Origin of the sequence: Arthrobacter sp. V1I9, from assembly GCF_030817075.1 — a bacterium.
Classification (GTDB): Bacteria; Actinomycetota; Actinomycetes; order Actinomycetales; family Micrococcaceae; genus Arthrobacter.
Genome location: NZ_JAUSYU010000001.1, coordinates 2,477,115 through 2,500,075, shown reverse-complemented (window position 1 = coordinate 2,500,075; position 22,961 = coordinate 2,477,115). Strand labels below are relative to the sequence as shown.

At 66.3% G+C, this 22,961-nt stretch carries 19 protein-coding genes and 2 riboswitches; of the genes, 14 read left to right on the top strand and 5 right to left on the bottom strand.

Going from position 1 to position 22,961, the window contains the following annotated elements:
* Positions 1-4: 4 nt before the first annotated feature.
* Both QFZ70_RS11810 and QFZ70_RS11805 read right to left on the bottom strand, forming a co-directional pair.
* Positions 5-667: a response regulator gene (locus tag QFZ70_RS11810; RefSeq protein WP_307095789.1), complete on the bottom strand. Its 663-nt coding sequence runs from the start codon at positions 665-667 to the stop codon at positions 5-7.
* Complete coding sequence (locus QFZ70_RS11805) at positions 660-2,396, bottom strand: sensor histidine kinase (RefSeq protein WP_307095787.1); 1,737 nt, start codon at positions 2,394-2,396, stop codon at positions 660-662. The genes QFZ70_RS11810 and QFZ70_RS11805 overlap by 8 nt, the downstream gene beginning before the upstream one ends.
* A 183-nt stretch (positions 2,397-2,579) precedes the next feature.
* On the opposite strand from QFZ70_RS11805, the gene QFZ70_RS11800 reads away from it, so the two are divergent.
* The 4 genes from QFZ70_RS11800 to gatB all read left to right on the top strand — a co-directional run bounded on the left by QFZ70_RS11800 (position 2,580) and on the right by gatB (position 7,562).
* Positions 2,580-4,052, top strand: coding sequence for a CitMHS family transporter (locus QFZ70_RS11800; protein WP_307095786.1), 1,473 nt, complete (start codon positions 2,580-2,582; stop codon positions 4,050-4,052).
* Between the two features lie 146 nt (positions 4,053-4,198).
* Positions 4,199-4,495, top strand: a complete 297-nt coding sequence (gene gatC, locus QFZ70_RS11795; protein WP_307095783.1) for an Asp-tRNA(Asn)/Glu-tRNA(Gln) amidotransferase subunit GatC — start codon at positions 4,199-4,201, stop codon at positions 4,493-4,495.
* A gap of 2 nt (positions 4,496-4,497) precedes the next feature.
* On the top strand, positions 4,498-6,054 hold the full coding sequence (gene gatA / locus QFZ70_RS11790) for an Asp-tRNA(Asn)/Glu-tRNA(Gln) amidotransferase subunit GatA (RefSeq protein WP_307095781.1): 1,557 nt from the start codon (positions 4,498-4,500) through the stop codon (positions 6,052-6,054).
* Complete coding sequence (gatB, locus tag QFZ70_RS11785; RefSeq protein WP_307095779.1) at positions 6,054-7,562, top strand: Asp-tRNA(Asn)/Glu-tRNA(Gln) amidotransferase subunit GatB; 1,509 nt, start codon at positions 6,054-6,056, stop codon at positions 7,560-7,562. The genes gatA and gatB overlap by 1 nt, the downstream gene beginning before the upstream one ends.
* Before the next feature lie 302 nt (positions 7,563-7,864).
* Here the strand turns inward: gatB and QFZ70_RS11780 are convergent, their stop codons facing one another.
* Entirely contained in the window at positions 7,865-8,776 is a 912-nt protein-coding gene (locus QFZ70_RS11780; protein WP_307095777.1) for a LysR family transcriptional regulator, read from the bottom strand.
* A 131-nt stretch (positions 8,777-8,907) separates the two neighbouring features.
* Here QFZ70_RS11780 and tdh point away from each other — a divergent pair, with 131 nt between their 5' ends.
* The 6 genes from tdh to QFZ70_RS11750 all read left to right on the top strand — a co-directional run bounded on the left by tdh (position 8,908) and on the right by QFZ70_RS11750 (position 15,289).
* Positions 8,908-9,954 carry an L-threonine 3-dehydrogenase gene (gene tdh / locus QFZ70_RS11775; RefSeq protein ID WP_307095774.1) on the top strand — a complete coding sequence of 349 codons (1,047 nt, stop codon included), beginning with the start codon at positions 8,908-8,910 and terminating at the stop codon, positions 9,952-9,954.
* 8 nt (positions 9,955-9,962) lie between these two features.
* Complete coding sequence (locus QFZ70_RS11770) at positions 9,963-11,159, top strand: glycine C-acetyltransferase (RefSeq protein WP_307095773.1); 1,197 nt, start codon at positions 9,963-9,965, stop codon at positions 11,157-11,159.
* Positions 11,160-11,200: 41 nt separating this feature from the next.
* Positions 11,201-12,325 carry an FAD-binding oxidoreductase gene (locus QFZ70_RS11765; protein ID WP_307095771.1) on the top strand — a complete coding sequence of 375 codons (1,125 nt, stop codon included), beginning with the start codon at positions 11,201-11,203 and terminating at the stop codon, positions 12,323-12,325.
* Between the two features lie 11 nt (positions 12,326-12,336).
* On the top strand, positions 12,337-13,548 hold the full coding sequence (gene hutI / locus QFZ70_RS11760; protein ID WP_307095770.1) for an imidazolonepropionase: 1,212 nt from the start codon (positions 12,337-12,339) through the stop codon (positions 13,546-13,548).
* 98 nt (positions 13,549-13,646) lie between these two features.
* A complete protein-coding gene (locus QFZ70_RS11755; protein WP_307095769.1) occupies positions 13,647-14,435 on the top strand; it encodes a DeoR/GlpR family DNA-binding transcription regulator in 789 nt (262 codons plus the stop codon).
* Between the two features lie 74 nt (positions 14,436-14,509).
* Positions 14,510-15,289, top strand: a complete 780-nt coding sequence (locus QFZ70_RS11750) for a CPBP family intramembrane glutamic endopeptidase (RefSeq protein ID WP_307095767.1) — start codon at positions 14,510-14,512, stop codon at positions 15,287-15,289.
* A 248-nt stretch (positions 15,290-15,537) separates the two neighbouring features.
* On the opposite strand, the gene QFZ70_RS11745 is transcribed toward QFZ70_RS11750, so the two are convergent.
* On the bottom strand, positions 15,538-16,176 hold the full coding sequence (locus QFZ70_RS11745; RefSeq protein WP_307095765.1) for a VOC family protein: 639 nt from the start codon (positions 16,174-16,176) through the stop codon (positions 15,538-15,540).
* Between the two features lie 165 nt (positions 16,177-16,341).
* Positions 16,342-16,457: riboswitch (SAM riboswitch) on the top strand.
* A 43-nt stretch (positions 16,458-16,500) separates the two neighbouring features.
* Here QFZ70_RS11745 and QFZ70_RS11740 point away from each other — a divergent pair.
* The 4 genes from QFZ70_RS11740 (at position 16,501) to QFZ70_RS11725 (ending at position 21,947) form a co-directional block, all read left to right on the top strand.
* Positions 16,501-17,826 (top strand): bifunctional o-acetylhomoserine/o-acetylserine sulfhydrylase, encoded by a 1,326-nt coding sequence (locus QFZ70_RS11740; RefSeq protein WP_307095763.1) that lies wholly within the window; start codon positions 16,501-16,503, stop codon positions 17,824-17,826.
* Positions 17,827-17,921: 95 nt separating this feature from the next.
* Positions 17,922-18,037, top strand: a riboswitch (SAM riboswitch).
* 12 nt (positions 18,038-18,049) lie between these two features.
* A complete protein-coding gene (locus QFZ70_RS11735; protein WP_307095761.1) occupies positions 18,050-19,165 on the top strand; it encodes a homoserine O-acetyltransferase in 1,116 nt (371 codons plus the stop codon).
* Between the two features lie 180 nt (positions 19,166-19,345).
* Positions 19,346-20,728 carry an MFS transporter gene (locus QFZ70_RS11730; RefSeq protein WP_307095759.1) on the top strand — a complete coding sequence of 461 codons (1,383 nt, stop codon included), beginning with the start codon at positions 19,346-19,348 and terminating at the stop codon, positions 20,726-20,728.
* Between the two features lie 100 nt (positions 20,729-20,828).
* Positions 20,829-21,947, top strand: a complete 1,119-nt coding sequence (locus tag QFZ70_RS11725) for an alcohol dehydrogenase catalytic domain-containing protein (RefSeq protein ID WP_307095757.1) — start codon at positions 20,829-20,831, stop codon at positions 21,945-21,947.
* 75 nt (positions 21,948-22,022) lie between these two features.
* Here QFZ70_RS11725 and QFZ70_RS11720 read toward each other — a convergent pair whose 3' ends face one another.
* Positions 22,023-22,946 carry a LysR family transcriptional regulator gene (locus QFZ70_RS11720; RefSeq protein WP_307095755.1) on the bottom strand — a complete coding sequence of 308 codons (924 nt, stop codon included), beginning with the start codon at positions 22,944-22,946 and terminating at the stop codon, positions 22,023-22,025.
* Positions 22,947-22,961 lie beyond the last annotated feature (15 nt).

Here is a 22,961-nt window from a genome sequence, read left to right as displayed (position 1 = left end):
CACGTTACCTAGCCGGCAGGCCGTAGCGGTGCTCCGGCCTGCCGGTGGTTCCGTAGCGCAGCTGGATGTCCACGGCGCCGTCGTCCGCCAGCGAGGACAGGTACCGCTGCGCGGTCGCCCGGGACACGCCTACCCGGCCCGCCACCTCGGCGGCAGAATACTGCTCGCCGGGAACCAGCGACTCAAGCACCGCCGCTTCCGTGGCCGAGCGGGGCTTTGACGACGGCGTAACGTCGCCGGGGATGAGGGCACGCTTGGCGCGCTCCACTGCATCCTGGTCCAGCGCGCCCGGCTGGGACAACAAGCGCCGGTACCGCGCATAGGACCGGAGCTGCTGCGACAGCGACTCCGACGTAAACGGCTTCAGCAGGTAGCCCAGCGCGCCCCGGCGGAAGGCAACACGGATCGAGGCGGCGTCGGATGCGGCACTGAGGATCACGGCGTCCACATCCAGTTGCTGCAGCAGGTCAATCCCGGAGGCGTCCGGCAGGTACACATCCAGCAAGACCAGGTCCGGGCGGAGGCTGTGAATGGCCTGCAGCGCGAGCGACGCCGATCCCACCGGGGCAAGCGCCAGGAACCCCGGCACCGAATCCACATAGGCGGCGTGCAGCTTCGCCACGTGGAAGTCGTCGTCCACGATCAGCACCCGATAGTCCTCAGGCATTCTCTTCCTCTCCGGCTGCGTCCTTCAGCCCTGCGTCCGTGTGCCCGGCATTTTTGGTTCCCGCGGTGGTGCGGGGGAGCGTTGCCATAAAGACGGCACCCGGCCCGCCGGGGGCGCCGGGGTCCAGCAGTTTGACGTCCCCGCCACGGCGCCGGGCCAGCTGCCGCGCCAAGGCCAGCCCGAAGCCCTGGCCGCCGCCTGCACGGACGGGGCCGGAAGCGGTGGTGAAGCCTTCGGCGAAGACCGCTTCGCCCTCCGTCCCTTCTGCCAACCCGTCGCCCGAATCGGCGACGACCACATGGAGGGTGCCGCCGTCGTCGTCCGGCTCATCCATTACTTCCACTTCCACCCAGCGGTCGGACGCTGAGCCGGCCACTGCCGCGTTGACCGCATTGTCGATCAGGTTTCCCACCACTGTGGTGACGTCCTGGGCGTCGGTCACCTGCCCACGCACCAGCGTTTCAGGCCCGATGCGCAAGGCGACGCCGCGTTCGTCGGCCTCCACGCCCTTGGCCCCCACAAACGCCTGCAGATAAGGGTCCTGGAGCAGCTCGGCCTGGTCCACCGGGAACTTCAACGGTCCCGTGGCGGCCAGCCGGGCAAGGTACTCGCGGGCCTGCTGGTGCTGCCCGATGCTCATAAATCCGGCGATGGTGTGCAGCTGGTTGGCGAACTCGTGGCGCTGTGCCCGCAGCGCCGTGGACATGGTGCCCACGGCGTCCAGCTGGCGGGTGAGCTGCTGCAGTTCCGTGCGGTCGCGGAGCATCACCACCCAGCCCAGGTCCTCCCGCCGATGGAGGGCCTTGCGCGCATTGGCTACCAGCACCCGGCCGCCGGCCACCAGCTCAACCGCTGCAGTGGCACCGGACCCCGGCCGGGTCAGGGACTTCAGCTGGTCCGGGACGGGCGCATCCTGCCAGTGGCCCCCGGCCAGGTCGGCCAGCCCCAACAGCCGCTGCGCCGCTGCGTTGAAGACGGTAATCCGGCCGTCGGCTGAAACGCCGATCACGCCGTCGTCCACACCCTGCAGGACCGCCACCTGGTCGTGGACCAGGGTGCTGATCTCCTCCGGCTCCAATCCCAGGGTGAGGCGCTGGAGGCGGCGGCGCAGCAGGAAGGAACCGAGGACGCCGGCGAGGAGAGCGCCGGTGGCCGTCAGGGCAACAGGGCCGATGTCGCGGGCCACGCTTTGGCCCACGGTCTCCATCGAATACCCAACGCTGACCTCACCCACCACGGTGCTGCTGCCCGGGGCGTAAACGGGAACCTTCGCTCCGGCGGACGGGCCGAGAGTTCCGGTGTTCCTGGTAGTGACCTCCCGGCCGGACAGGGCTTCGGACGGGTCCGTGCTCACCCTTTCCCCAAGCCGCTGCGGATCCGGATGCGCCAGCCGCAGACCAGTTTCATCCGTGATGACCACAAACAGGGCACCCGTCCGGGTCCGCACTGCTTCTGCGGACATCATCAGCGGCCCGGCAGCGAGTTCGGCGGCCGGGGGAGTGCCGGCCTGTTGGCTAATGGCCAGCACGTCCGCACGCACCGAGGGGTCGGACGCCACCGTCCGGGCGAGGGTCAGCGCCTGGTTTTCAGCCTCGCGGCCCACCCTGTCATAGGTGAGCCAGGCGTGGACGGCGGCACTGAGCAGAACCACCAGAAGTACCACTGCCAGTTGCAGCAAAAGCGTTTGGGTGGAGAACCGCAGCGGCGCGCGCGGACTGGAACGCGGCATGATCCTCCTTGATCCGGGTGGCTGGCGGGAGCTCGCGGGGGTGATGAGCAGAATGAGCAGAATGCTCGCAATAAGCAGTATGCCAATCAATTGAGCCAAAGGCACGGCCGTGACGGCCACCACCCTACAGTCTGTAGCACGCGTCACACCGCTGTGCCGCTGTTCACAAAGAAGGAGCCGGCCGTGCTGGTAATACTTGGATTCGCAATGATCGCGGTATTCATGGTGCTGATCATGACGAAGAAGTTGACGCCAGTGCTGGCGTTGATCATCGTCCCCACCGTTTTTGGTCTTTTTGCCGGTGCAGGCCTTGGCATTGGCGACATGGTCATGGATTCCATGAAGGCCATGACGTCCACGGCAGCCCTGCTGATGTTCGCCATCATCTACTTCGGACTGATGATCGACGTGGGGCTTTTTGACCCGCTGGTCCGGTTCATCCTCCGCAAGCTGGGCAACGACCCCGCCAAGGTGGTCCTGGGCACCGCCATCCTCGCGGCCGCAGTGTCACTGGACGGCGACGGCTCCACCACCTTCATCCTCACTACCGCGGCCATGCTGCCCATCTACCTCCGGCTGAAAATGAGCCCCGTGGTCCTCACTTGCGTGGCCGGCTTGGCCAACGGCACCATGAACATCGTGCCGTGGGGCGGCCCCACCGCCCGCGCCGCCAGCGCCCTCAAAATCGACGTCAACGAAGTCTTTGTCCCGATGCTTCCGTCCCTCCTCGCGGGCATCGCCGTCGTCCTGGCCTTCGCCTGGCTGCTCGGCCTGCAGGAGCGCAACCGCCTGCGGGCCACGCAGCCCGAAATCTGGGGTGTCCCTGACACGGCAGAAGCGTTCGACGGCGGCACTCCCGCCGGTGGTTCGGCCGGCGGCGCACGCGGTACCTCATTTGTTCCCGCAACGGGAGGCCCCGCCGTCGACGGTTCAGCGCCCTCCACTGGCGTGGCTGTGCTGGAACGCACAGAGACCCTTGTTGATGACAACCACACCGCCATGGCTGATACCGCATTGGACCCCAACCGCAAGACGCTCCGCCCCAAGCTGCAGTGGTTCAACCTGGGCCTCACCGTGGCCGTGATGGGCATGCTCATCGCCGACCTCGTGCCCCTGCCGTACGTCTTTATGGTGGGTTCCGCCATCGCCCTGCTGGTGAACTTCCCGCACGTCAAGGACCAGGCCGCACAGATCGTGGCCCACGCGCCGTCGATCGTTGCCGTGGTCAGCATGGTTATGGCCGCCGCCGTCCTGACCGGCGTCCTCACCGGCACCGGCATGGTGGAAGCAATGTCCGCGTGGCTGGTACAGATCATCCCGTCCAGCATGGGCCCGTTCATGGCCGTCATCACCGGCGTCCTCAGCATCCCGATGACGTTCTTTATGAGCAATGACGCCTTCTACTTCGGCGTCCTCCCCGTCCTGAGCGAGACTGCCGGCCACTACGGCATCAGCGCCGCCGAAATGGCCCGCGCCTCCATCACCGGCCAGCCGTTCCACATGCAGAGCCCGCTGGTACCGGCCATCCTGCTCCTGGTGTCCCTGGCCAAGGTGGACCTCGGCGACCACCACAAGAAAGTCCTGTGGCGCAGCGCCGTAGTGTCCCTGGTCATGCTGGGAATTGGCGTGCTGACCGGAGCCATCGGTATCGGCTAGTCTGTAGCTGCCGTGGTCCTGCCCTATGGTCCGGAGCCCGGTATGAAGGTGCCCGTCTGACGCCCGCTGGGGGATGTCAGACGGGCATCGTCGTTTCCCCACTAGAATGGACCGGAAAATCAATTCAAACTTTGCAGGGGAGATCCATGGCTGCGATCAACCGTGACGACGTCGCGCACCTCGCGCGGCTCGCTCACATTGAGATGAGTGCCCAAGAGCTGGACAGGATGGCCGGAGAACTCGCGGTCATCGTTGATTCGGTCAAGTCCGTGAGCGAAGCTGCCGGTGATGACGTCCCGGCGACGTCCCACCCCATCCCGCTGAACAACGTGTTCCGCGAGGACGTTGTGGGACACACCTTCACTGCGGAGCAGGCGCTCTCCGGCGCACCGGACTCCGACGACAACCGTTTCAAGGTCCCGGCAATCCTGGATGAGGCATAAGCATGACTGACACCAACGAACTCATCCGCCTCTCCGCCGCCAGGCTGGCCGAAAAGCTGGCCGCCGGCGAGGTCACCTCCGTCGAGGTCACCCAGGCGTACCTTGACCGGATCGCGGCAGTAGACGGCGGCGAACGCGGCGTCAACGCCTTCCTGCACGTCAACGCCGGGGAAGCGCTCGCCGTCGCCGCCGAGGTGGACGCCATCCGCGCCGCCGGTGGCGCCGAGGCTGACGCCCTGCACGTCCTGGCCGGCGTCCCCATCGCCGTCAAGGACCTCATCGTCACGGTGGGCCAGCCCACCACGGCAGGCTCCAAAATCCTCGAGGGCTGGCACAGCCCCTACGACGCCACCGTCGTCGAACGCCTGCGCGCGGCGAAGATGCCCATCCTGGGCAAAACCAACCTCGACGAGTTCGCCATGGGCTCCTCCACTGAGCACTCCGCCTACGGGCCGACCCGCAACCCGTGGGACCTGGACCGGATCCCGGGCGGCTCCGGCGGCGGGTCCGCTGCGGCCGTCGCCGCCTTCGAGGCGCCCCTTGCCCTCGGAACCGACACCGGCGGGTCCATCCGCCAGCCCGGCGCCGTCACCGGCACCGTGGGCGTGAAGCCCACCTACGGCAGTGTGTCCCGCTACGGCGCCATTGCCATGGCGTCCTCGTTGGACCAGATCGGTCCTGTTTCCCGCACGGTCCTGGACTCAGCCCTCCTGCACGAGGTCATCGGCGGGCACGATCCCCGGGACTCCACCTCCCTCGCCGACCCGCTGGCAGACCTCGTGGCTGCCGCGAAGACGGGCCACGTTGAGGGCATGCGGATCGGCATCATCAAGGAGCTGCACGGCGAGGGCTACCAGGCCGGCGTCGAAAACCGCTTCAACGACTCCCTGGAGCTCCTCAAGGATGCCGGCGCCGAAATCGTTGAGGTGTCCTGCCCCAACTTCCAGTACGCGCTGGGGGCCTACTACCTGATCATGCCCTCCGAGGCGTCCTCCAACCTCGCCAAGTTCGACGGCGTCCGCTACGGCCTGCGGGTCCTCCCCGAAGACGGTCCCATGACCATCGAACGCGTGATGGGTGCCACCCGTGCCGCCGGCTTCGGCGACGAAGTCAAGCGCCGCATCATCCTGGGCACCTACGCGCTGTCCGCCGGCTACTACGACGCCTACTACGGCTCGGCACAGAAGGTCCGCACCCTCGTGCAGCGTGACTTCGAGGCCGCCTTCACCGTGGCTGACGTCCTGATTTCGCCCACTGCCCCCACCACCGCTTTCCGTCTCGGCGAGAAGCTGGACGATCCGCTGGCCATGTACCTCAACGACGTCGCCACCATCCCCGCCAACCTCGCCGGCGTCCCGGGCCTGTCCCTGCCGGGCGGTCTCGCGGACGAGGACGGGCTCCCCGTAGGCATCCAGCTGTTGGCCCCTGCCCGGGAAGACGCCCGCCTGTACCGTGTGGGCGCCGTGCTGGAGTCGCTGCTTGAGGCCAGGTGGGGCGGCCCGCTGCTGGCGCAGGCCCCGGAACTGGGTGAGCTCGTCGAAGCCAAGGAGGCAAAATAATGAACACTGACGCAATCCTGAGCTTCGAAGAGGCGATGGAGAAATACGATCCCGTCCTGGGGTTCGAGGTCCACGTGGAGCTCAACACCAAGACCAAGATGTTCTCCTCCGCCCCCAACGTTTTCGGTGACGAGCCCAACACCAACGTCAACGAGGTGGACCTGGGCATGCCCGGTGTCCTGCCCGTGGTGAACAAGGCTGCCATCGAGTCCTCGATCAAGATCGGCCTTGCGCTCAACTGCAAGATCGCCGAGTCCTGCCGCTTCGCCCGGAAAAACTACTTTTACCCGGACACCCCCAAGAACTTCCAGACCTCCCAGTACGACGAACCCATCGCGTACGACGGCTACCTGGACATCGAACTCTCTGACGGCACCGTGTTCCGGGTCGAGATCGAGCGCGCCCACATGGAAGAGGACGCCGGGAAGCTGACCCACATGGGCGGTGCTACGGGCCGTATCCAGGGTGCGGACTTCTCGCTGGTGGACTACAACCGAGCCGGGGTTCCGCTGGTGGAGATCGTCACCAAGCCGATCGAGGGTGCCGGTTCCCGCGCGCCCGAACTGGCCAAGGCCTACGTGGCAGCGGTCCGGGAGATCGTCAAGAACCTGGGTGTGTCCGATGCCAAAATGGAGCGCGGCAACGTGCGCTGCGATGCGAACGTCTCGCTCCGCCCGCACGGCCGGGAACGGTTCGGCATCCGCTCCGAGACCAAGAACGTTAACTCGCTGCGCGCCGTCGAACACGCCGTCCGCTACGAGATCCAGCGCCACGCTGCCGTCCTGGACGCCGGCGAGCCGGTCATCCAGGAAACCCGCCACTGGCACGAGGACACCCGCACCACCACGTCGGGCAGGGCAAAGTCCGACGCCGACGATTACCGCTACTTCCCCGAACCGGACCTTGTCCCTGTTGTTCCGTCGCGCGAGTGGGTCGAGGAGCTCCGGGCCACCCTGCCTGAGCCGCCGGCCGCCCGCCGCAAGCGCCTGCAGGCCGACTGGGGCTACTCGGACCTCGAATTCCGCGACGTGGTGAACGCCGGCGTGATGGACGAGATCGAGGAAACCATCGCCGCCGGTGCATCGGCTTCCGTGGCCCGCAAGTGGTGGATGGGCGAGATCGTGGGCCGCGCCAAGAACGCCGACGTTGACCCCGGCCAGCTGGGCGTCCAGCCCGCCACCATCGTGGAGCTGTCACGCATGGTGGAAGGCGGCAAGATCAACAACAAAATGGCCTCCGAGGTACTGGACGGCGTGCTCGCCGGCGAAGGCACCCCGGCTGAAATCGTGGAGAAGCGCGGCCTGGCCGTGGTCTCCGACGACGGGCCCCTGCTCGAAGCGATTGACGCTGCACTCGCTGCGCAGCCCGACGTCGCCGAAAAGATCCGGGGCGGCAAGGTCCAGGCCATCGGCGCGATCGTGGGCGGGGTCATGAAGGCCACCCGCGGCCAGGCCGACGCCGGCCGCGTCAAGGAACTGATCCTGGAAAAGCTGGGCGTCACCGCCTAAGTTCGCCCCAACTGGGTCGCAGTTAATGCCGTTTTGAGTGCTCATAACGGCATCTACTGCGACCCAGTTTCGGGTTAAGCAGTACTCGCGTCCCACAAGCCGCCGACTACTCGTGTGCCATGGCGACTGCCCGCCCTACTACTCGCGCACCTACGCCGCCAATGCCGAAACGAAGGTTAGGTAGGTGCCGGCGGCAGCTGCGGGCGGCTCTTCCGCAGTGCCCGACGCCGGCAAGGGCCTTAAGCCCGGAGCGGCAGTCGTGTTGGACGTCCGCAACGACCCTTGGCGCTACGCAGGTGGGGTCAGCCGCGTTCCACCAGGCCGGCCATGATGCCCTGGAGAGCCTCGGAGACGATCGTGACGGAACGGCGCTTCAGGTTCTCGGGCCGTGCCAGCAGGTCGATCCGGCGCCGCGTGCTGATCCCTTCCAGGGGCCGCAGCACAATGTCCGGGTTGAGTACCGGCCCGGCGGTGTACCGCGGCAGCAGCCCCACCACTCCGCCCGCGGCAACCAGCGCCGCAACCGTGGAATAGTCGTTGATCCGGTGCACGATGTTGAGCTCGCGGCTGGACACGGCGGCGACGGCGGACAACACATCCGCGGGGGAGTAGCCGGTGTGGCTGGTCACCCAGGCCTCCCCGCCGACGTCGTCCGCTGTCACGGCCGGCTTCCCTGCCAGGGGGTGGCCGGCGGGCAGCGCCACGTCGAGGGGTTCGTGGGCGAGGGGAATCACCGTAACGCGCTCCGCAGGCCACCGGGGGCTGTGGTCCATGCGGTGGGCCAGCACCAGGTCATAGCGGGCGGTAAGGGCGGGGAAGTCCTGCTGGGCCACGTCCTCATCGGAAAGCTCGATACGCGGCTGTCCCGGCGCATCCAGGATCCTCGCGAGCGGAGCAAACACCGCCTGCCCCACGCTGTGGAAGCCGGACAGGGTGACCCTGCCGGCCGGGGTGCCGTGGTAGCTCCCGATGGCACCCCTGGCGTCCGCCATGGCACTGACGACGGCGGCCCCGGCGTCGGCCAGCACCTGGCCTGCCTCGGTGAGCACCAGGTTCCGGCCCTCCTTGCGCGTCAGCGGCACCTCCACCGTCCGCTGCAGGAGTGCCAACTGCTGGGACACGGCCGAAGGGGTGACCATCAGCGTGTCGGCCACCGCCTTGACGCTGCCAAGCGCCCCGAGTTCACGCAGAATTTCAAGCTGGTGTATCTCCACTTCTCCAGCTTAACCATTAGCTATCACTACATCGTTGATTGAGAAAATAACGGTTGTGCTAAATCTTCTTCCTCGCTGTAATGAGGAGGGCAGCAGCTGCCGACGACGCAATACGAGGAGTGAGGAAGCCGATGAAGGCTTTGTATAAGCCGGGCCCACAGGCCGGCTTCGAACTGGTGGACCGCCCCGAACCGGTGGCGGGCCCTGCCGACGTGAAGATCCGGGTTATGACCACCGGGATCTGCGGTACGGACCTGCACATCCAGTCCTGGGACTCGTGGGCGCAGGGGATTATCGAAGCCCCCCTCATTCCCGGGCATGAGTTCTACGGTGAAGTGGTGGAAATTGGTGAGGACGTTCGCGACGTCAAAGTCGGTGACCGGGTCTCCGGTGAGGGCCACGTGGTCTGCGGGATCTGCCGGAATTGCCGCGCCGGCCGCCGGCAGATGTGCATCCACACGGTCAGCGTGGGCGTGCAGCGGGACGGTGCGTTCGCGGAGTACGTGGTCATCCCGGAAACCAACGTGTGGGTCCATCATGACCCTTCCGTCACTCCTGAGCTCGGCGCCATCTTCGACCCCTTCGGCAATGCAGTCCACACCGCCCTGAGCTTCCCGCTGGTAGGCGAGGATGTCCTGATTACCGGTGCCGGCCCCATCGGGCTGATGGCCATCGCCGTGGCACGCCATGCCGGCGCACGCAAGATCGCCATCACTGACGTCTCGAAGCCCCGCCTGGACCTTGCCCGGCAGCTCGGTGCAGACCTTGCCATCGACGTCTCAACCACCCGCGTCCGCGACGCCCAGCGCGAACTGGGCATGCGCGAAGGTTTTGACATCGGGATGGAAATGTCCGGCCACCCCACCGCCCTGCCGGAGATGATTGACAACATGAATCACGGCGGCCGGATCGCCATGCTGGGCCTGCCCAGCCAGGACATCACCATCGACTGGGGCAAGGTGGTGACCCACATGCTCACGCTCAAAGGCATCTACGGCCGCGAAATGTACGAGACCTGGTACGCCATGAGCGCCATGCTCTCGTCCAACCCCGCGCTGCATGCGGGCGTCTCCGCCGTCGTTACTGATACGCTCCCTGCCACCCAGTGGGAGAAGGGCTTCGACCTTGCCCGCAGCGGCGCAGGCGGAAAAGTTGTCCTCGACTGGACCCAACTCTAAGGAACACCATGTACACCTCGATCAAGGACCAGCTGGGCACCGAGCTGGAGGACATCCGCACTGCGGGACTCTTCAAGACCGAACGCAGCATCAACTCGCCCCAGTCAAGCCACATCACTGCAGGCATCATCGGACAGCAGGGCGCCAACGTGCTGAACTTCTGCGCCAACAACTACCTGGGCCTGGCGGACCACCCGGACATCATCAATGCCGCCAAGGCAGCCATGGACGAACGCGGCTTCGGCATGGCCAGCGTGCGGTTCATCTGCGGCACCCAGGACCTGCACCTGGAACTCGAAGCCCGCGTCTCCCGGTTCCTGGGGACCGAGGACACCATCCTGTTCTCCAGCTGCTTTGACGCCAACGGCGGTGTCTTCGAATCCCTCTTCGGACCGGATGACGCCATCATCTCGGACGCCCTGAACCATGCCTCCATCATCGACGGCATCCGCCTGTGCAAAGCGCAGCGTTACCGGTACGCCAACCAGGACATGGCGGACCTGGAAGCGAAGCTGGTAGAGGCGAAGGGTGCCCGCCGCAAGGTTATCGTCACGGACGGCGTCTTCTCCATGGACGGGTACCTGGCGCCGCTGGAGGCCATCTGCGATCTCGCCGAAAAGCACGACGCCCTGGTCATGGTGGACGACTCGCACGCTGTCGGTTTCATGGGAGCAACCGGGGCCGGCACGCCGGAGCACGCCGGGGTGTCGCACCGGGTGGACATCTACACCGGCACCTTCGGCAAGGCACTGGGCGGGGCATCCGGAGGGTACGTCTCCGGCCGCGCGGAAGTGGTGGCCATGCTCCGGCAGAAGGCCCGGCCCTACCTTTTCTCGAACTCGCTGGCACCGGCCATCGTGGCCGCCACCATCAAGGCCCTGGACCTGGTGGAAACCTCGGCGGACCTGCGCCGCGCACTCTTCGACAACGCCGCACTGTTCCGCCGCCGGATGACCGAGGAAGGCTTTGACCTCCTGCCAGGTGAGCATGCCATTGTTCCGGTGATGTTCGGCGACGCCGTGCTCGCCGCCAAGGTTGCGGACCGGATGCTGCAGCACGGCGTCTTCGTTACCGCCTTCAGCTTCCCCGTGGTTCCGCGGGGCGCAGCCAGGATCCGGGTGCAGCTTTCGGCTGCACACTCAGCGGACGACGTCGAAACGTGCGTTCGTGCCTTCGTCGCCAGCCGCGCCGAGGTGGCAGCGTGAGGGCAGCCACAGTCCGCGCCTGACTCTGCAAGGATGGTGCCATGGCAGCACATTACGATGTCCTGATTGTTGGCGGCGGCATCGCCGGGCTTTCCCTGGCCTCGGCCCTGGCCGGCAACTGCAGCGTGGCACTGGTGGAGGCGGAGCAGGAGCTGGCGTACCACACGTCCTCCCGCTCCGCCCGCCAGCTCATCCCCAGCTTCGGCCCGCCCGTGGTCCAGGAACTCACCGTCCGGACCCTCGAGCTGATCGCAGCCCGCGATGCTGAGCTGCCCGGACCGGTGCTCACACCGCGGAGCTTTATGCTGATCGGCAGTCAGGAGGCGGTGGCCGCGGAAGCCAGCGGCTCCATGCAGCCCATCACCCACGCCGAGGCGCTGGAACTCTGCCCGGCACTGGTCCCGGACTCGTTCATGGCCGCCGGCCTGGATACCGGCTCCTTTGGCTGCAACGCGCCCCTGCTGCTGGCGGACCACCGGCAACGCGCGCTGGCCGCCGGGGTGGACATCATGACGGGCGCGCGGGTCCATTCCGCGCAGCGTGTCGGCTCCGGCTGGCAGGTGGGCGCCGGCATGGAGGCATTCGGGGCGGGCGTCCTGGTCAACGCCGCCGGTGCCTGGGCGGACGAACTCGCCGTCATCAGCGGCGTGGAGAAGCTCGGGCTGCAGCCGTACCGGCGCACCGCGGCGATTGCCGCCGTCGAACGCCCTTTGCCGGAGCACAGCCCCATGGTGGCCGCGGCGGACAACACGTTCTACTTCCGCCGCGACGGCGACGAGGTACTCATCTCGCCGTCCGAGACAGTGCCCAGCGGGCCCGAGGACGCCAAGCCCCGGCCCGGGGACGTGGAACGACTGGTGGCCCGGCTGAACCAGGTGACCACGCTGGGCATCACCGACGTCCGTCGGGCCTGGACGGGGTTACGGACAGAAGCGGCCGACGGCGTTCCGGTGGCCGGATTCGACGCCGAAGCCCCCGGCTTCTATTGGCTCGCCGGCCAGGGCGGCTATGGCTTCCAGACGTCCTCCGCGATGGCGGATCTGGCGGCCGGGCAAATCCTCGCCGGTCACCAATCCGTCAACAGGACGGCCCACGCCGCCGATGACAGTCCGGCATCCCGGACAGCACAGGCGCTGGCGGCAACCCGCTGGTCAGTACGGCGCTGAAGAATGGGTGTATGAGTACGCTGATCACCAATATCGCCGAGCTGATGACGCAGGACCTGGAGCACCGTGTACTGAGGGACGCCGCGGTGGTGATCGAGGGGGAGCGGATCTCGTGGATCGGCGCAGCGGCCGATGCTCCTGCAGCGGATGACGCCGTCGACGCGGGTGGCCGCGCCATGCTCCCCGGCTGGGTGGACTCCCATACGCACCTGCTCTTCGCCGGCGACAGAACGGCGGAGTTCGAGGCACGGATGGCCGGGGAGTCCTACTCTGCAGGGGGCATCGCGGTCACAATGAACGCCACCCGCGCAACATCCGACTACGACCTCACCCGCCTGGCCCTGTCCCGCGTTGACGAAGCGGTTTCGCAGGGAACCACCTACATCGAGACGAAAACGGGCTACGGCCTGGACGTTGAACACGAGACCCGGAGCGCACGCATCGCCTCGACTGTCGCCGACCAGGTCACCTACCTCGGAGCGCATCTGGTGCCCGCGGGGCAGGACCCGGATGACTACACGGACCTCGTCCGCGGCCCGATGCTGGCTGCCGTCCGGCCCTACGTGCAATGGGCCGATGTGTTTTGTGAGGAAGGCGCCTTCACCGCCGAGCAGTCCCGCCGGGTGCTGTTGGCATGCCGCGACGCGGGCCTGGGGCTTCGTGTCCACGGAAACCAGCTCGGCGAAGGCCCGGGAGTACAGCTCGCAGTGGAACTTGAAGCCGCGAGCGTGGACCACGTGAACTACCTCGCGGACAAGGACGTGGACGCACTCGCCGGAACCTGGACAGGCTGGGATGCTGCCACCGGAACCGGGCGGCGTGGCACCGTGGCGACGTGCCTTCCTGCCTGTGACCTCTCGACCCGCCAGCCGCTCGCGCCCGCACGGGCGCTGCTTGACGCCGCGGTTCAGGTTTCACTCGCTTCCAACTGCAATCCGGGCACGTCCTACACCAGCTCCATGGCATTTTGCGTGACCACGGCGGTGCTGCAGATGGGCCTGAGCGTCCATGAAGCCGTCCGGGCAGCGACCTACGGCGGCGCCCTTGCGTTGCGCAAGGACTCCGGAAAAGACGCCGACGGCGTTCGTGCGGTGGGTTCCATCGCCGTCGGACACCGTGCGGACCTCCACCTGCTCAACGCACCGTCCGCTAGTCACCTTGCGTACCGGCCGGGAATGCCCCTGACGTACGCTGTATGGCGAGCGGGGAAGCGGGCCAGATAAGGGGCGCCAGCATAACTGACGTTAGATGATCATTAGCTCTCTGTTATGATCAAAAAGCGTCATCGAAGCTGGTGGCGGAAGTAGCTGGAGGCCCTCGCATGACCCGCACCGACAGACTGACGGCCATCCTCGACATCCTCGCCAAAACCGGCCAGGTCGAGGTCGAAGAGATCGTCAGCACCCTCCACGTCTCCCCGGCCACCGCCCGGCGCGACCTGGACAGCCTGGCCAAGCGCCGGCTGCTGACCAGGACCCGGGGCGGCGCCACCACCGGTGCGCTCGCGTACGACCTGCCGGGCCGGTACAACCGGGACGACCACGCCGAGGCCAAGGAGCAGATTGCCCTGGCGGCTTCTGCGCTGATTGCCCCCGGGGCGGTGATCGGCCTCTGCGGCGGCACCACCAGTACCGCGCTGGCACAGATCCTGGCCACCCGCGAGGACCTCAACGCGCCTTCCAACCAGTCCACTCTCACGGTGGTAACCAATGCAATCAACATCGCCGGGCAATTGGCAGTGCGGCCGAACATCAAAGTCATGGTTACCGGCGGCATCCTGAATCCGCGGTCCTACGAACTCGTAGGGCCCTACACGGACATCATCATGCAGAAGGTGGTGCTGGACATCGCCTTCATCGGCGTCAACGGCATCGACCCGGAGGTCGGGCCAACCAACACGGGGGAGGGGGAAGCCTCGGTGAACGCACTGCTCGCCAGCAGGGCGCGCGTCTCCTATGTGCTGGCTGACTCCTCCAAGGTAGGGGTGCGCGCCTTCGCCACCATGGACGGCTACAACTTCACCCGCCTGATTACGGATTCGGGCATTTCGGCCCGGGACAAGGCTGCCTTTGAGGCTAACGGCACGGAAGTGATTGTGGCTGCCGGCTGAACACCATTAGCGGCGCCCCGGTACTTCGGCAGGCCAATCAGGCCGGTTCCAGAAACTGCAGGCAAGATGGGTACATGCTGGTTCCCTCCCGCCGTCGTCTGCGGATCGAAGTCTGGATCGTCTTAGGTCTCTCCCTGGGCCAGTCTGCCGTCTACTCGGTGGTGCAGCTCCTCGACAAGATGACCCGGGCACCGCTGGCGGAAGGCACCTCAACACTTAACCGCTCCCAAAGCACCCGCGAGTACTTCGACCTGACCTACCAATTGCTGGACATCATCTTCGCGCTGGTGCCCGTGCTGCTGGTGATCTACTTCCTTACCGACAACAGGCAGTCTGTATCCGGCGACGGCAGCAACGCGGGTTCGGCGTTCCGGAAGCTCGGATTCAACTTTGAGCGCCCGGGCCGGGACCTGTTCCAGGGGCTGGGGCTGGCTGCGCTGATCGGCATCCCGTCCCTCGGCCTGTATGCCGCAGGGAGGGCGCTGGGAATCACCACGGCGATTATTCCCAGTGCGCTGGACGCCTATTGGTGGACCGTGCCGGTGCTGGTCCTGTCCGCCATGCGCCATGCCGTGGTCGAAGAAGTCATCGTGGTGGGATACCTGCTGGACCGGTTCGCAAAGTTCGGCTGGAGCGTGCCGCTGTCCATCATGGTGAGTTCCCTGCTGCGCGGCAGCTACCACCTCTACCAGGGCTTCGGGCCCTTCATCGGCAATGTGGTGATGGGTGTCGTCTTCGCCTGGCTGTATACCCGGACGCGCCGGGTAATGCCCCTGGTGATCGCTCACGCCCTGCTGGATATCGTGGCATTCGTTGGGTTCAGCCTCTTTGGCAAGGCCGTAGGACTGGGCTAGGAGACGGCAAGACAACGCCAGGCAGTGTCCGCGTACGTCACGGCGGCCCATAAACCCATCATGACAAGGGGGTCTGGCATTCCAGCGGGGGCTGGTGTGCAACTGGTGCTTCACAAGAAATGGATTCGGCCGCCATCAGCGGGTGACGCCGTTGTCACCTGCTGATGGCGGCCGAAGCTTAGGAGGGCAGTCTGCAGCACCTACCCATGCCGAGGCCCGGGCAAAGCTGCCCGGGCCCAGGGAGAGGATTAGATCGTCACAGCTCCGTTGGAGGTCTCGAACGTCACCGAAAGGATTCCGGGGGTCCCGTGCGGTGCCACCCACTCCACGGCTACGTCTTCGAGCGGCTTCTCCACCGGCTCACCCAGCCATTCAGTAACGCGGGCAGCGGAACCGGCGATAGTCAGGCAGCTCATCTTGACGTTGCTGTCGTACGCGTTGGACGGGTGCAGGGACGGGTCGCCCTCCCACTTGAGCATGTAGGGAACCTGCGGGTCGGCGATCAAACCGAGGATGCCGATTTGCTTCCAGACCAGTTCGCGGCCGTCAGGAAACTTGCGGTTGCCGTTGACCGAGGACCGCCCGAGCCGTTCTTCGAAGGGGGCCAGGTCGTCAACCTCGACGCACCAGCCCATCCAGCCGCCGCCGGCTGCAGACCGTGCACGCACTGCCTGCCCGAAGGGAGCCTTGTCCGAAGCGGGGTGGTCCAGGACCTCCACCACTTCGAGGTACTTGTGTCCCGCTAGCGGGATGATCATATTCCGGGTTCCGAACCGCGGGTGTACCCCGCCCTTCACTGCCTCAACGCCGAGGGCAGAGGAAATACGTTCGGTGGTGGCAGCCAGGCCATCGTGTTCACAGGCGTAAGAGACGTGATCCATGCGCATGGCAACATCTTGGCACTTTGTGATCGGGCTCTCAGCTAAGGGTAGCCTTACTGGGATTTCGTCTTGTGTACCGTCATTAAGCCCCCGCCGGGCCGAGGAAATCTTCCTGACTATGTTCGTCACAATCCTGTCCGGCAATCAACGCATGTTCCTACACTGAGCTCAGGTCATGAGCGCCAGTGACAAGCCCCGGCTCGCTGGCCGGCAACCCTCCATCCGCGGTGGGGTGCCCCGGGTGAGGACCTGGCTGTCCGGCACCGGCCGGATGGCAAGCGCGGCCCGCGGTGCTTCCAGCATGCCGGGCCCATGTCAAAGGAGCCTTAGTTGTCCAACGGATGGTCTTTCGAAACCCGCCAGATCCACGCCGGCCAGGAGCCGGATGGCGCCACGGGCGCCCGTGCACTTCCCATTTACCAGACCACGTCCTTCGTGTTCCCCACTGCTGAAAGCGCCGCCAACCGCTTTGCCCTGGCCGAACTGGCCCCCATTTACACCAGGATCGGGAACCCCACCCAGGAGGCCGTGGAGCAGCGGATTGCCAGCCTTGAAGGCGGACTGGGGGCGCTGCTGCTCAGCTCCGGACAGGCTGCTGAGACTTTCGCCGTCCTGAACATCGCCGAGGCGGGGGACCACATCGTGGCCAGCCCCAGCCTCTACGGCGGCACCTACAACCTCTTCGCCCACACCCTGAAGAAGTTCGGCATATCAGTCACCTTCGTGGCGGACCCGGACAACCTGGAACAGTGGCGCGCAGCAGTGCAGCCCAATACCAAGCTCTTCTTCGGCGAGGTGGTATCCAACCCGCGGCAGGACGTCCTGGATATCGAAGGGGTGTCCCACGTCGCGCACGAGGCCGGCGTGCCCCTGATCGTGGACAACACCCTGTCCACCCCGTACCTGATCCGGCCGCTGGAATGGGGCGCGGACATCGTGGTGCACTCGGCCACCAAGTACTTGGGCGGCCATGGTTCAGCCATCGCCGGCGTGATCGTGGATTCCGGAAAGTTTGACTTCGGCAAGGACCCCGCAAAGTTTCCCGGCTTCAACACCCCGGACCCCACCTACAACGGACTCGTCTACGCCCGGGACCTCGGTGCCGAAGGCGCCCTGGGCGCCAATCTCTCGTACATCCTGAAGGCCCGGGTGCAGCTGCTGCGAGACCTTGGCTCGGCAGTGTCGCCCTTCAACGCCTTCCTGATCGCCCAGGGTCTGGAGACGCTGAGCCTTCGGGTGGAGCGGCATGTGGCCAACGCCCTGGACGTGGCTCAGTGGCTGGAGTCGCGTGACGACGTCGAATCGGTCGCCTATGCCGGGCTGCCCTCCAGCCCCTGGTACGAGCGGGGCCGGAAGTACGGCCCCAAGGGGACCGGCGCCATCGTCTCGTTCAACCTCGCCGGGGGCGCGGAGGCAGGCAAGCGCTTCGTGGACGCCCTGGAACTGCACTCCCACGTGGCAAACATCGGTGACGTCCGTTCGCTGGTGATCCATCCGGCGTCGACCACTCACAGCCAGCTCTCGCCGGAGCAGCAGGTGGTGGCCGGCGTGACCCCGGGCCTGGTGCGGCTTTCGGTGGGGATCGAGCATATCGATGACATCCTGGCAGATCTCGAAGCCGGTTTCCGGGCGGCCAAGGACGCAACCGGCGCCTAGAGATACCCAGGGCACCCAACGCGGCACAAGCCGGGGAAGTCACAACCAGTCACACTCTTGGCGGCAGGCAGGGGCTGTTTCGTACACTCGAACCAGGTCATGAGTGCCAGTGACAGCCCCGGCTTGCTGGCCGGCAACCCTCCTTCCGCGGCGGGGTGCCCCGGGTGAAGACCTGGCCTGCCGGTCATTCGACGGCGGGCAAGCGCGTAGAAGAGGTCTTGCCATGACGGTTACCGTCACCCGTACAACTGTCCCTGAACATGGGATTGTCCGTTATGCCTCCATCGGGGGACTGGAGTTGGAAGCCGGCGGATACCTTCCGGACGTCACTCTGGCCTATGAAACCTGGGGCACCCTGAACGCGGACGGCAGCAACGCCGTTCTGATCGAACACGCGTTGACAGGCAGCACCCACGTGACCCGGGGCGACACCGAGGAGCCCGGCTGGTGGGAACAGCTCGCGGGGCCTGGTGCGCCGGTAGATACAAACCGTTTTTTCGTGGTGTCGATCAATATCGTGGGCGGCTGCTACGGGTCCACCGGGCCGTCGTCGTCCGCGCCGGACGGAAAGCCTTGGGGTTCACGTTTTCCATTGGTCACCCTGCGGGACAGCACCCTGGCCGAGGCCCGGCTGGCCGACCAGCTCGGGATCGGGAGCTGGTTTGCCGTGCTGGGCGGTTCCATGGGCGGCGCCCGTGCGCTCGAATGGGCGGTCACGTTTCCGGAACGTGTGCAGCGCTGCGCAGTGATCTCCGTGGGCGCCGCGAGTACCGCCGAGCAGATCGCTTTCGCCCAGGCGCAGACACTCGCCATCCGGCAGGACGCCAACTTCAACGGCGGTGACTATTACAACGGACCCGCCCCCGAGCAGGGCCTCGCCCTGGCCCGGCGCATCGCCCACATCACGTACCGCTCCCCGCGGGAACTGGACGGACGCTTCGGCCGTGAGCCGCAGGCCCCCGAATCGCCGCTCCAGGGGCAACAGCTGGCTGCCCGCGGGCGGTACCAGGTGGAGAGCTACCTGGACCACCAGGGCACCAAGCTGGTCCAGCGGTTCGATGCGAACAGCTACATCGCGATCACCGAGGCGCTGATGAGCCACGACATTTGCCGGGGACGGGGGTCGCTCGCCCAGACCCTGTCCTGTGCCAGTGCGCGCTTCTTTGTGGCCGCCGTGGACTCGGACCGGCTCTACTTTCCGTCCCAGTCACGGGAGCTGGCGCGGGCGCTTCCCGGCGAGGTGGACGTCCACCTGATCGAGGCGCCCATCGGGCACGATGGCTTCCTGACCGAGATCGGCCAGCTGGGGAACCAGCTGCGGGAGCACCTTTCGGTATAAGTCCAGGCCTAAACGCCAGAGAATGTGCATTAATGCAGATGCGCTCTGCATCATTCGGCGTTGAGCTACGCCTTCCGGCAGACCATACTCGTTGGGACCCGGCAGTTCGTGACCAAAACCACACGCACCCGCCATAGCCTGTCCCAGTGGTGTCGATGACGACGCCGAAGGAGTTCACACATGAGTACGGAAAGCTCGGCCGCCCGGCGGCCAGAGGAAACCGACGTCAAGGCCTCAGGCCTGAGGAAAGTCGTCACGGCCTCCATGGCCGGCACCGTCGTTGAGTGGTATGAGTTTTTCCTCTATGCCTCCGCCGCCACCCTGGTGTTCGGCAAAATGTTCTTCCCCAATTCAGGGACCGAACTGGATGGCATCATCGCCGCCTTCGTCACCTATGCCGTAGGCTTCGTGGCCCGGCCGATCGGCGGCATCGTCTTCGGCCACTTCGGTGACAAGTTCGGCCGCAAGCAGTTGCTGCAGCTGAGCATCGTCCTGGTGGGCGTCTCCACCTTCCTCATGGGGTGCCTGCCCACCTTCGCGCAGATCGGCTACTGGGCTCCGGCCCTCCTGGTGTTCCTGCGCTTCGTCCAGGGCTTCGCCGTCGGCGGTGAATGGGGCGGCGCCGTGCTGCTTGTTGCCGAGCACAGCCCGAACAAGTCCCGCGGGTTCTGGTCCAGCTGGCCGCAGTCCGCCGTTCCCATGGGTAACCTCCTGGCCACCGGCGTGCTGTTTACCCTGTCCTCCACGCTCTCCCAGGAAGCATTCCTCGGCTGGGGCTGGCGCGTTGCCTTCTGGCTGTCCGCCGTGATCGTGATCGTCGGCTACTACATCCGCACCAAGGTCCAGGACGCCCCGATCTTCATCGAGGCCCGCAAGGAAGTCACCGTTGAGAAGAAGGGCTACGGCGTCGCCGAAGTCTTCCGCCGCTACCCCCGCGGCGTGTTCACCGCCATGGGCCTGCGCTTTGCCGAGAACATCCTGTACTACCTCGTGGTGACGTTCTCCATCACCTACCTGAAGGTCGTCGTCCAGACAGATACCTCCCGCATCCTCCTCCTGCTGCTGGTGGCGCACTTCATCCACTTCTGCGCTGTCCCGCTGGTCGGCAAGATGTCCGACGCCTTCGGCCGCCGGCCGGTCTACATGGTGGGCGCCATCCTCGGCGGAACCTGGGGCTTCTTCGCCTTCCCGATGATGGACACCGCCAACGACCTCATCATCCTGGCCGCCATCACCATCGGCCTGCTGTTCCACGCCCTGATGTACGCCGGGCAGCCGTCCATCATGGCCGAGATGTTCCCCACCCGGATGCGCTACTCGGGCGTTTCCCTGGGCTACCAGGTGACCTCCATCGTCGCCGGTTCGCTGGCCCCGATCATCGCCACCGCACTCCTGAGCAACTTCAAGTCCTCCACCCCCGTGGCGCTGTACCTCCTCGGAGCCTGCATCGTGACCGCAATCTCCGTGTTCTTCCTTAAGGAAACCCGGGGCATCTCCCTCCACGAGGTGGACGCGGCCGATGCCAAGGGCACCGCGGACCTGCTCGCGGCCGGCAAGAAATAATCACCGTTCAGCACACACACAGCACACCGACTGCCCGGACCCGCGACCACGCAGGCCCGGGCAGTTGGGCGCCAGCACCTTCGACGAAGTCAGGATTTCCATGAAAGCAGCGGTCCTCTACTCCACGGTCCCGTCCGGAAGCAGCTACACCGAAACGCATCCGCTTCAGGTCGAAAATCTTGACCGGCCGGAACCCCGCGCCGGTGAGTTGGGAATCACCATCACCTACTCGAGCCTGTGCCACTCTGACCTGTCGGTGGTGGACGGCTCCCGCGTCAGGCCCCTTCCCATGGCGCTGGGGCATGAGGCGGTAGGACGGGTTGCCGCGGTGGGTGACGGCGTCACGGATGTCTCAGTCGGGGACCATGTGGTCCTCGTCTTCGTCCCCAGCTGCGGTGCCTGCCGGGCGTGCCGGGCCGGCCGTCCCGCTCTCTGCCACCGTGCGGCGGAAGTCAACGGGTCCGGGGACCTGCTGCACGGCGAGGCCTTGCTGCGGACGCCTGCTGGGGAGCGGATCAACCACCATCTGGGTGTTTCGGCGTTCGCCGATTACGCCGTGGTGGCCCGGGAGTCGGTGGTGGTCATCGACGACGACGTCCCGGACACTGTTGCGGCAATGTTCGGTTGCGCTGTGCTCACCGGGATGGGAGCTGTCCTCAACACTGCTGCCGTCCAGCCCGGCCAGTCCGTAGCCGTTTTCGGACTGGGTGCCGTGGGGCTTTCGGCCGTGATGGCTGCGGCGCTCGCCGGTGCCTCCTCCGTGATCGCCATCGATCCCAATGCGGGCAAGCACGGGCTCGCCCAAGAATGCGGGGCAACCGCCGTGGGCACCCCGGAGGAGGCCTCCCGCCTGATCCAGGAGGCTGCCGGCGACGGCGTGGATACGGCCATCGAAGCTGTGGGATCAGCAAGGGTCATCGCCTCATGCCTTGAGCACGTGACCCGAGGCGGCGCCGTGGTCTCGGTAGGGCTGCCGCACCCCACCGCAGAACTGACAGTGCCCGCGCTTCAGTTCGCCGGCGCGGGAAAGCGGCTGCTCGGCTCGTATATGGGCGACGCCGTTCCGGGCCGGGACATCCCTTTGTACCTGGGGTACTGGCGCGAGGGCCGGCTTCCCGTTGAGCTGCTGCATACCGACACCCGGCCGCTGGAGGAGATCAACGAAGGCCTTGATGCGCTCGCCGCCGGGCAAGTGGTGAGGCGGCTCTTCCAGGCCTAAAACACCTTTTCGAATTCCTGGAACGGCACTCCGAGCCTGAAACGCCGCGGCCAGGCATCATCCGGATGCCTGGCCCTAGGCTGCCAGCAGGTCCTGGCGTTCGGCCACCTCTTCCTGCAGGGCAGCGATCACGGCCTGCACCCGGGCGGACCGCAGCGATTCCGGCCGGGCCACCGCCCAGATGGGCAACTGACGCTGGAAGGCGTCGGGGAGCACCGGAATGAACTCCGGGTTCCGGGCCACCATAAAGTTCGGAAGCAGCCCGATGCCGGCGCCGCGGCGCACCGCCTCCACCTGGGCAAAGATGCTCGTCGCCTGGAAGCTGGACTTCGGCATGGGCAGCTGCGAGGACCGGTGGCCCAGTTCGGCAACCTGGAGGGCCGACTCGACGTAAGAGACGAAGCCGTGCTGCCCCACGCCGTCGGGCGTTTCCGGCAAGCCCCGCCGGGCGGCGTAGGCGGGGCTTGCGTAGAGCCGGAGGAAGTAGTTGGTCAGGAAGATGGTCTGGGCGTTGCTCACGTCCGTGCGGCCCACCACCACCTCCAGGTCCACGCCGGACCGGTTCTGGCTGACCTTGCGTGTGGCGCTCAGCATCTCCACATTCAGCTTGGGGTGCCGCTGCTGGAGGCGGACCAGCGCCGGCGTCACGAATTCGGCGCCGAAACCGTCGGAGGTGCTGATCCGCACCATGCCGGCCAGGGCGTCCCGGTCCTGGCTCGTGACGGCAGCCAGGGACCCGAGCGTTTCCTCGATCCTTTCCGCCGCGGCGACGGCCGAGGCCCCGAGCTCCGTCAGTTCCCAGCCGTGCGGGCTGCGCTCGAGGGTGCGGCCACCCAACTGCTTGTCGAGGGCGAGGATCCGGCGGGAAATGGTGGTGTGCGTGGTGCCAAGCGTTTCGGCCACGGCATTGAAACGCCCCAGCCGCGCCACCGTCAGCAAAATCAGCAAGTCGTCCGGACTCGGAAGCCGTGCCACCCGGTGCCTTTCATCTGTGTGCATCAGTGCACATACTGT

What these genes read in the sequence shown, in the direction of transcription:
- QFZ70_RS11810 (WP_307095789.1), bottom strand. Translation starts at nt 667, where the DNA reads ATGCCTGAGGACTATCGGGTGCTGATCGTGGACGACGACTTCCACGTG.
- QFZ70_RS11805 (WP_307095787.1), bottom strand. Translation starts at nt 2,396, where the DNA reads ATGCCGCGTTCCAGTCCGCGCGCGCCGCTGCGGTTCTCCACCCAAACG.
- gatC (WP_307095783.1), top strand. Translation starts at nt 4,199, where the DNA reads ATGGCTGCGATCAACCGTGACGACGTCGCGCACCTCGCGCGGCTCGCT.
- gatA (WP_307095781.1), top strand. Translation starts at nt 4,498, where the DNA reads ATGACTGACACCAACGAACTCATCCGCCTCTCCGCCGCCAGGCTGGCC.
- gatB (WP_307095779.1), top strand. Translation starts at nt 6,054, where the DNA reads ATGAACACTGACGCAATCCTGAGCTTCGAAGAGGCGATGGAGAAATAC.
- tdh (WP_307095774.1), top strand. Translation starts at nt 8,908, where the DNA reads ATGAAGGCTTTGTATAAGCCGGGCCCACAGGCCGGCTTCGAACTGGTG.
- QFZ70_RS11770 (WP_307095773.1), top strand. Translation starts at nt 9,963, where the DNA reads ATGTACACCTCGATCAAGGACCAGCTGGGCACCGAGCTGGAGGACATC.
- QFZ70_RS11765 (WP_307095771.1), top strand. Translation starts at nt 11,201, where the DNA reads ATGGCAGCACATTACGATGTCCTGATTGTTGGCGGCGGCATCGCCGGG.
- hutI (WP_307095770.1), top strand. Translation starts at nt 12,337, where the DNA reads ATGAGTACGCTGATCACCAATATCGCCGAGCTGATGACGCAGGACCTG.
- QFZ70_RS11755 (WP_307095769.1), top strand. Translation starts at nt 13,647, where the DNA reads ATGACCCGCACCGACAGACTGACGGCCATCCTCGACATCCTCGCCAAA.
- QFZ70_RS11750 (WP_307095767.1), top strand. Translation starts at nt 14,510, where the DNA reads ATGCTGGTTCCCTCCCGCCGTCGTCTGCGGATCGAAGTCTGGATCGTC.
- QFZ70_RS11745 (WP_307095765.1), bottom strand. Translation starts at nt 16,176, where the DNA reads ATGCGCATGGATCACGTCTCTTACGCCTGTGAACACGATGGCCTGGCT.
- QFZ70_RS11735 (WP_307095761.1), top strand. Translation starts at nt 18,050, where the DNA reads ATGACGGTTACCGTCACCCGTACAACTGTCCCTGAACATGGGATTGTC.
- QFZ70_RS11730 (WP_307095759.1), top strand. Translation starts at nt 19,346, where the DNA reads ATGAGTACGGAAAGCTCGGCCGCCCGGCGGCCAGAGGAAACCGACGTC.
- QFZ70_RS11725 (WP_307095757.1), top strand. Translation starts at nt 20,829, where the DNA reads ATGAAAGCAGCGGTCCTCTACTCCACGGTCCCGTCCGGAAGCAGCTAC.
- QFZ70_RS11720 (WP_307095755.1), bottom strand. Translation starts at nt 22,946, where the DNA reads ATGCACACAGATGAAAGGCACCGGGTGGCACGGCTTCCGAGTCCGGAC.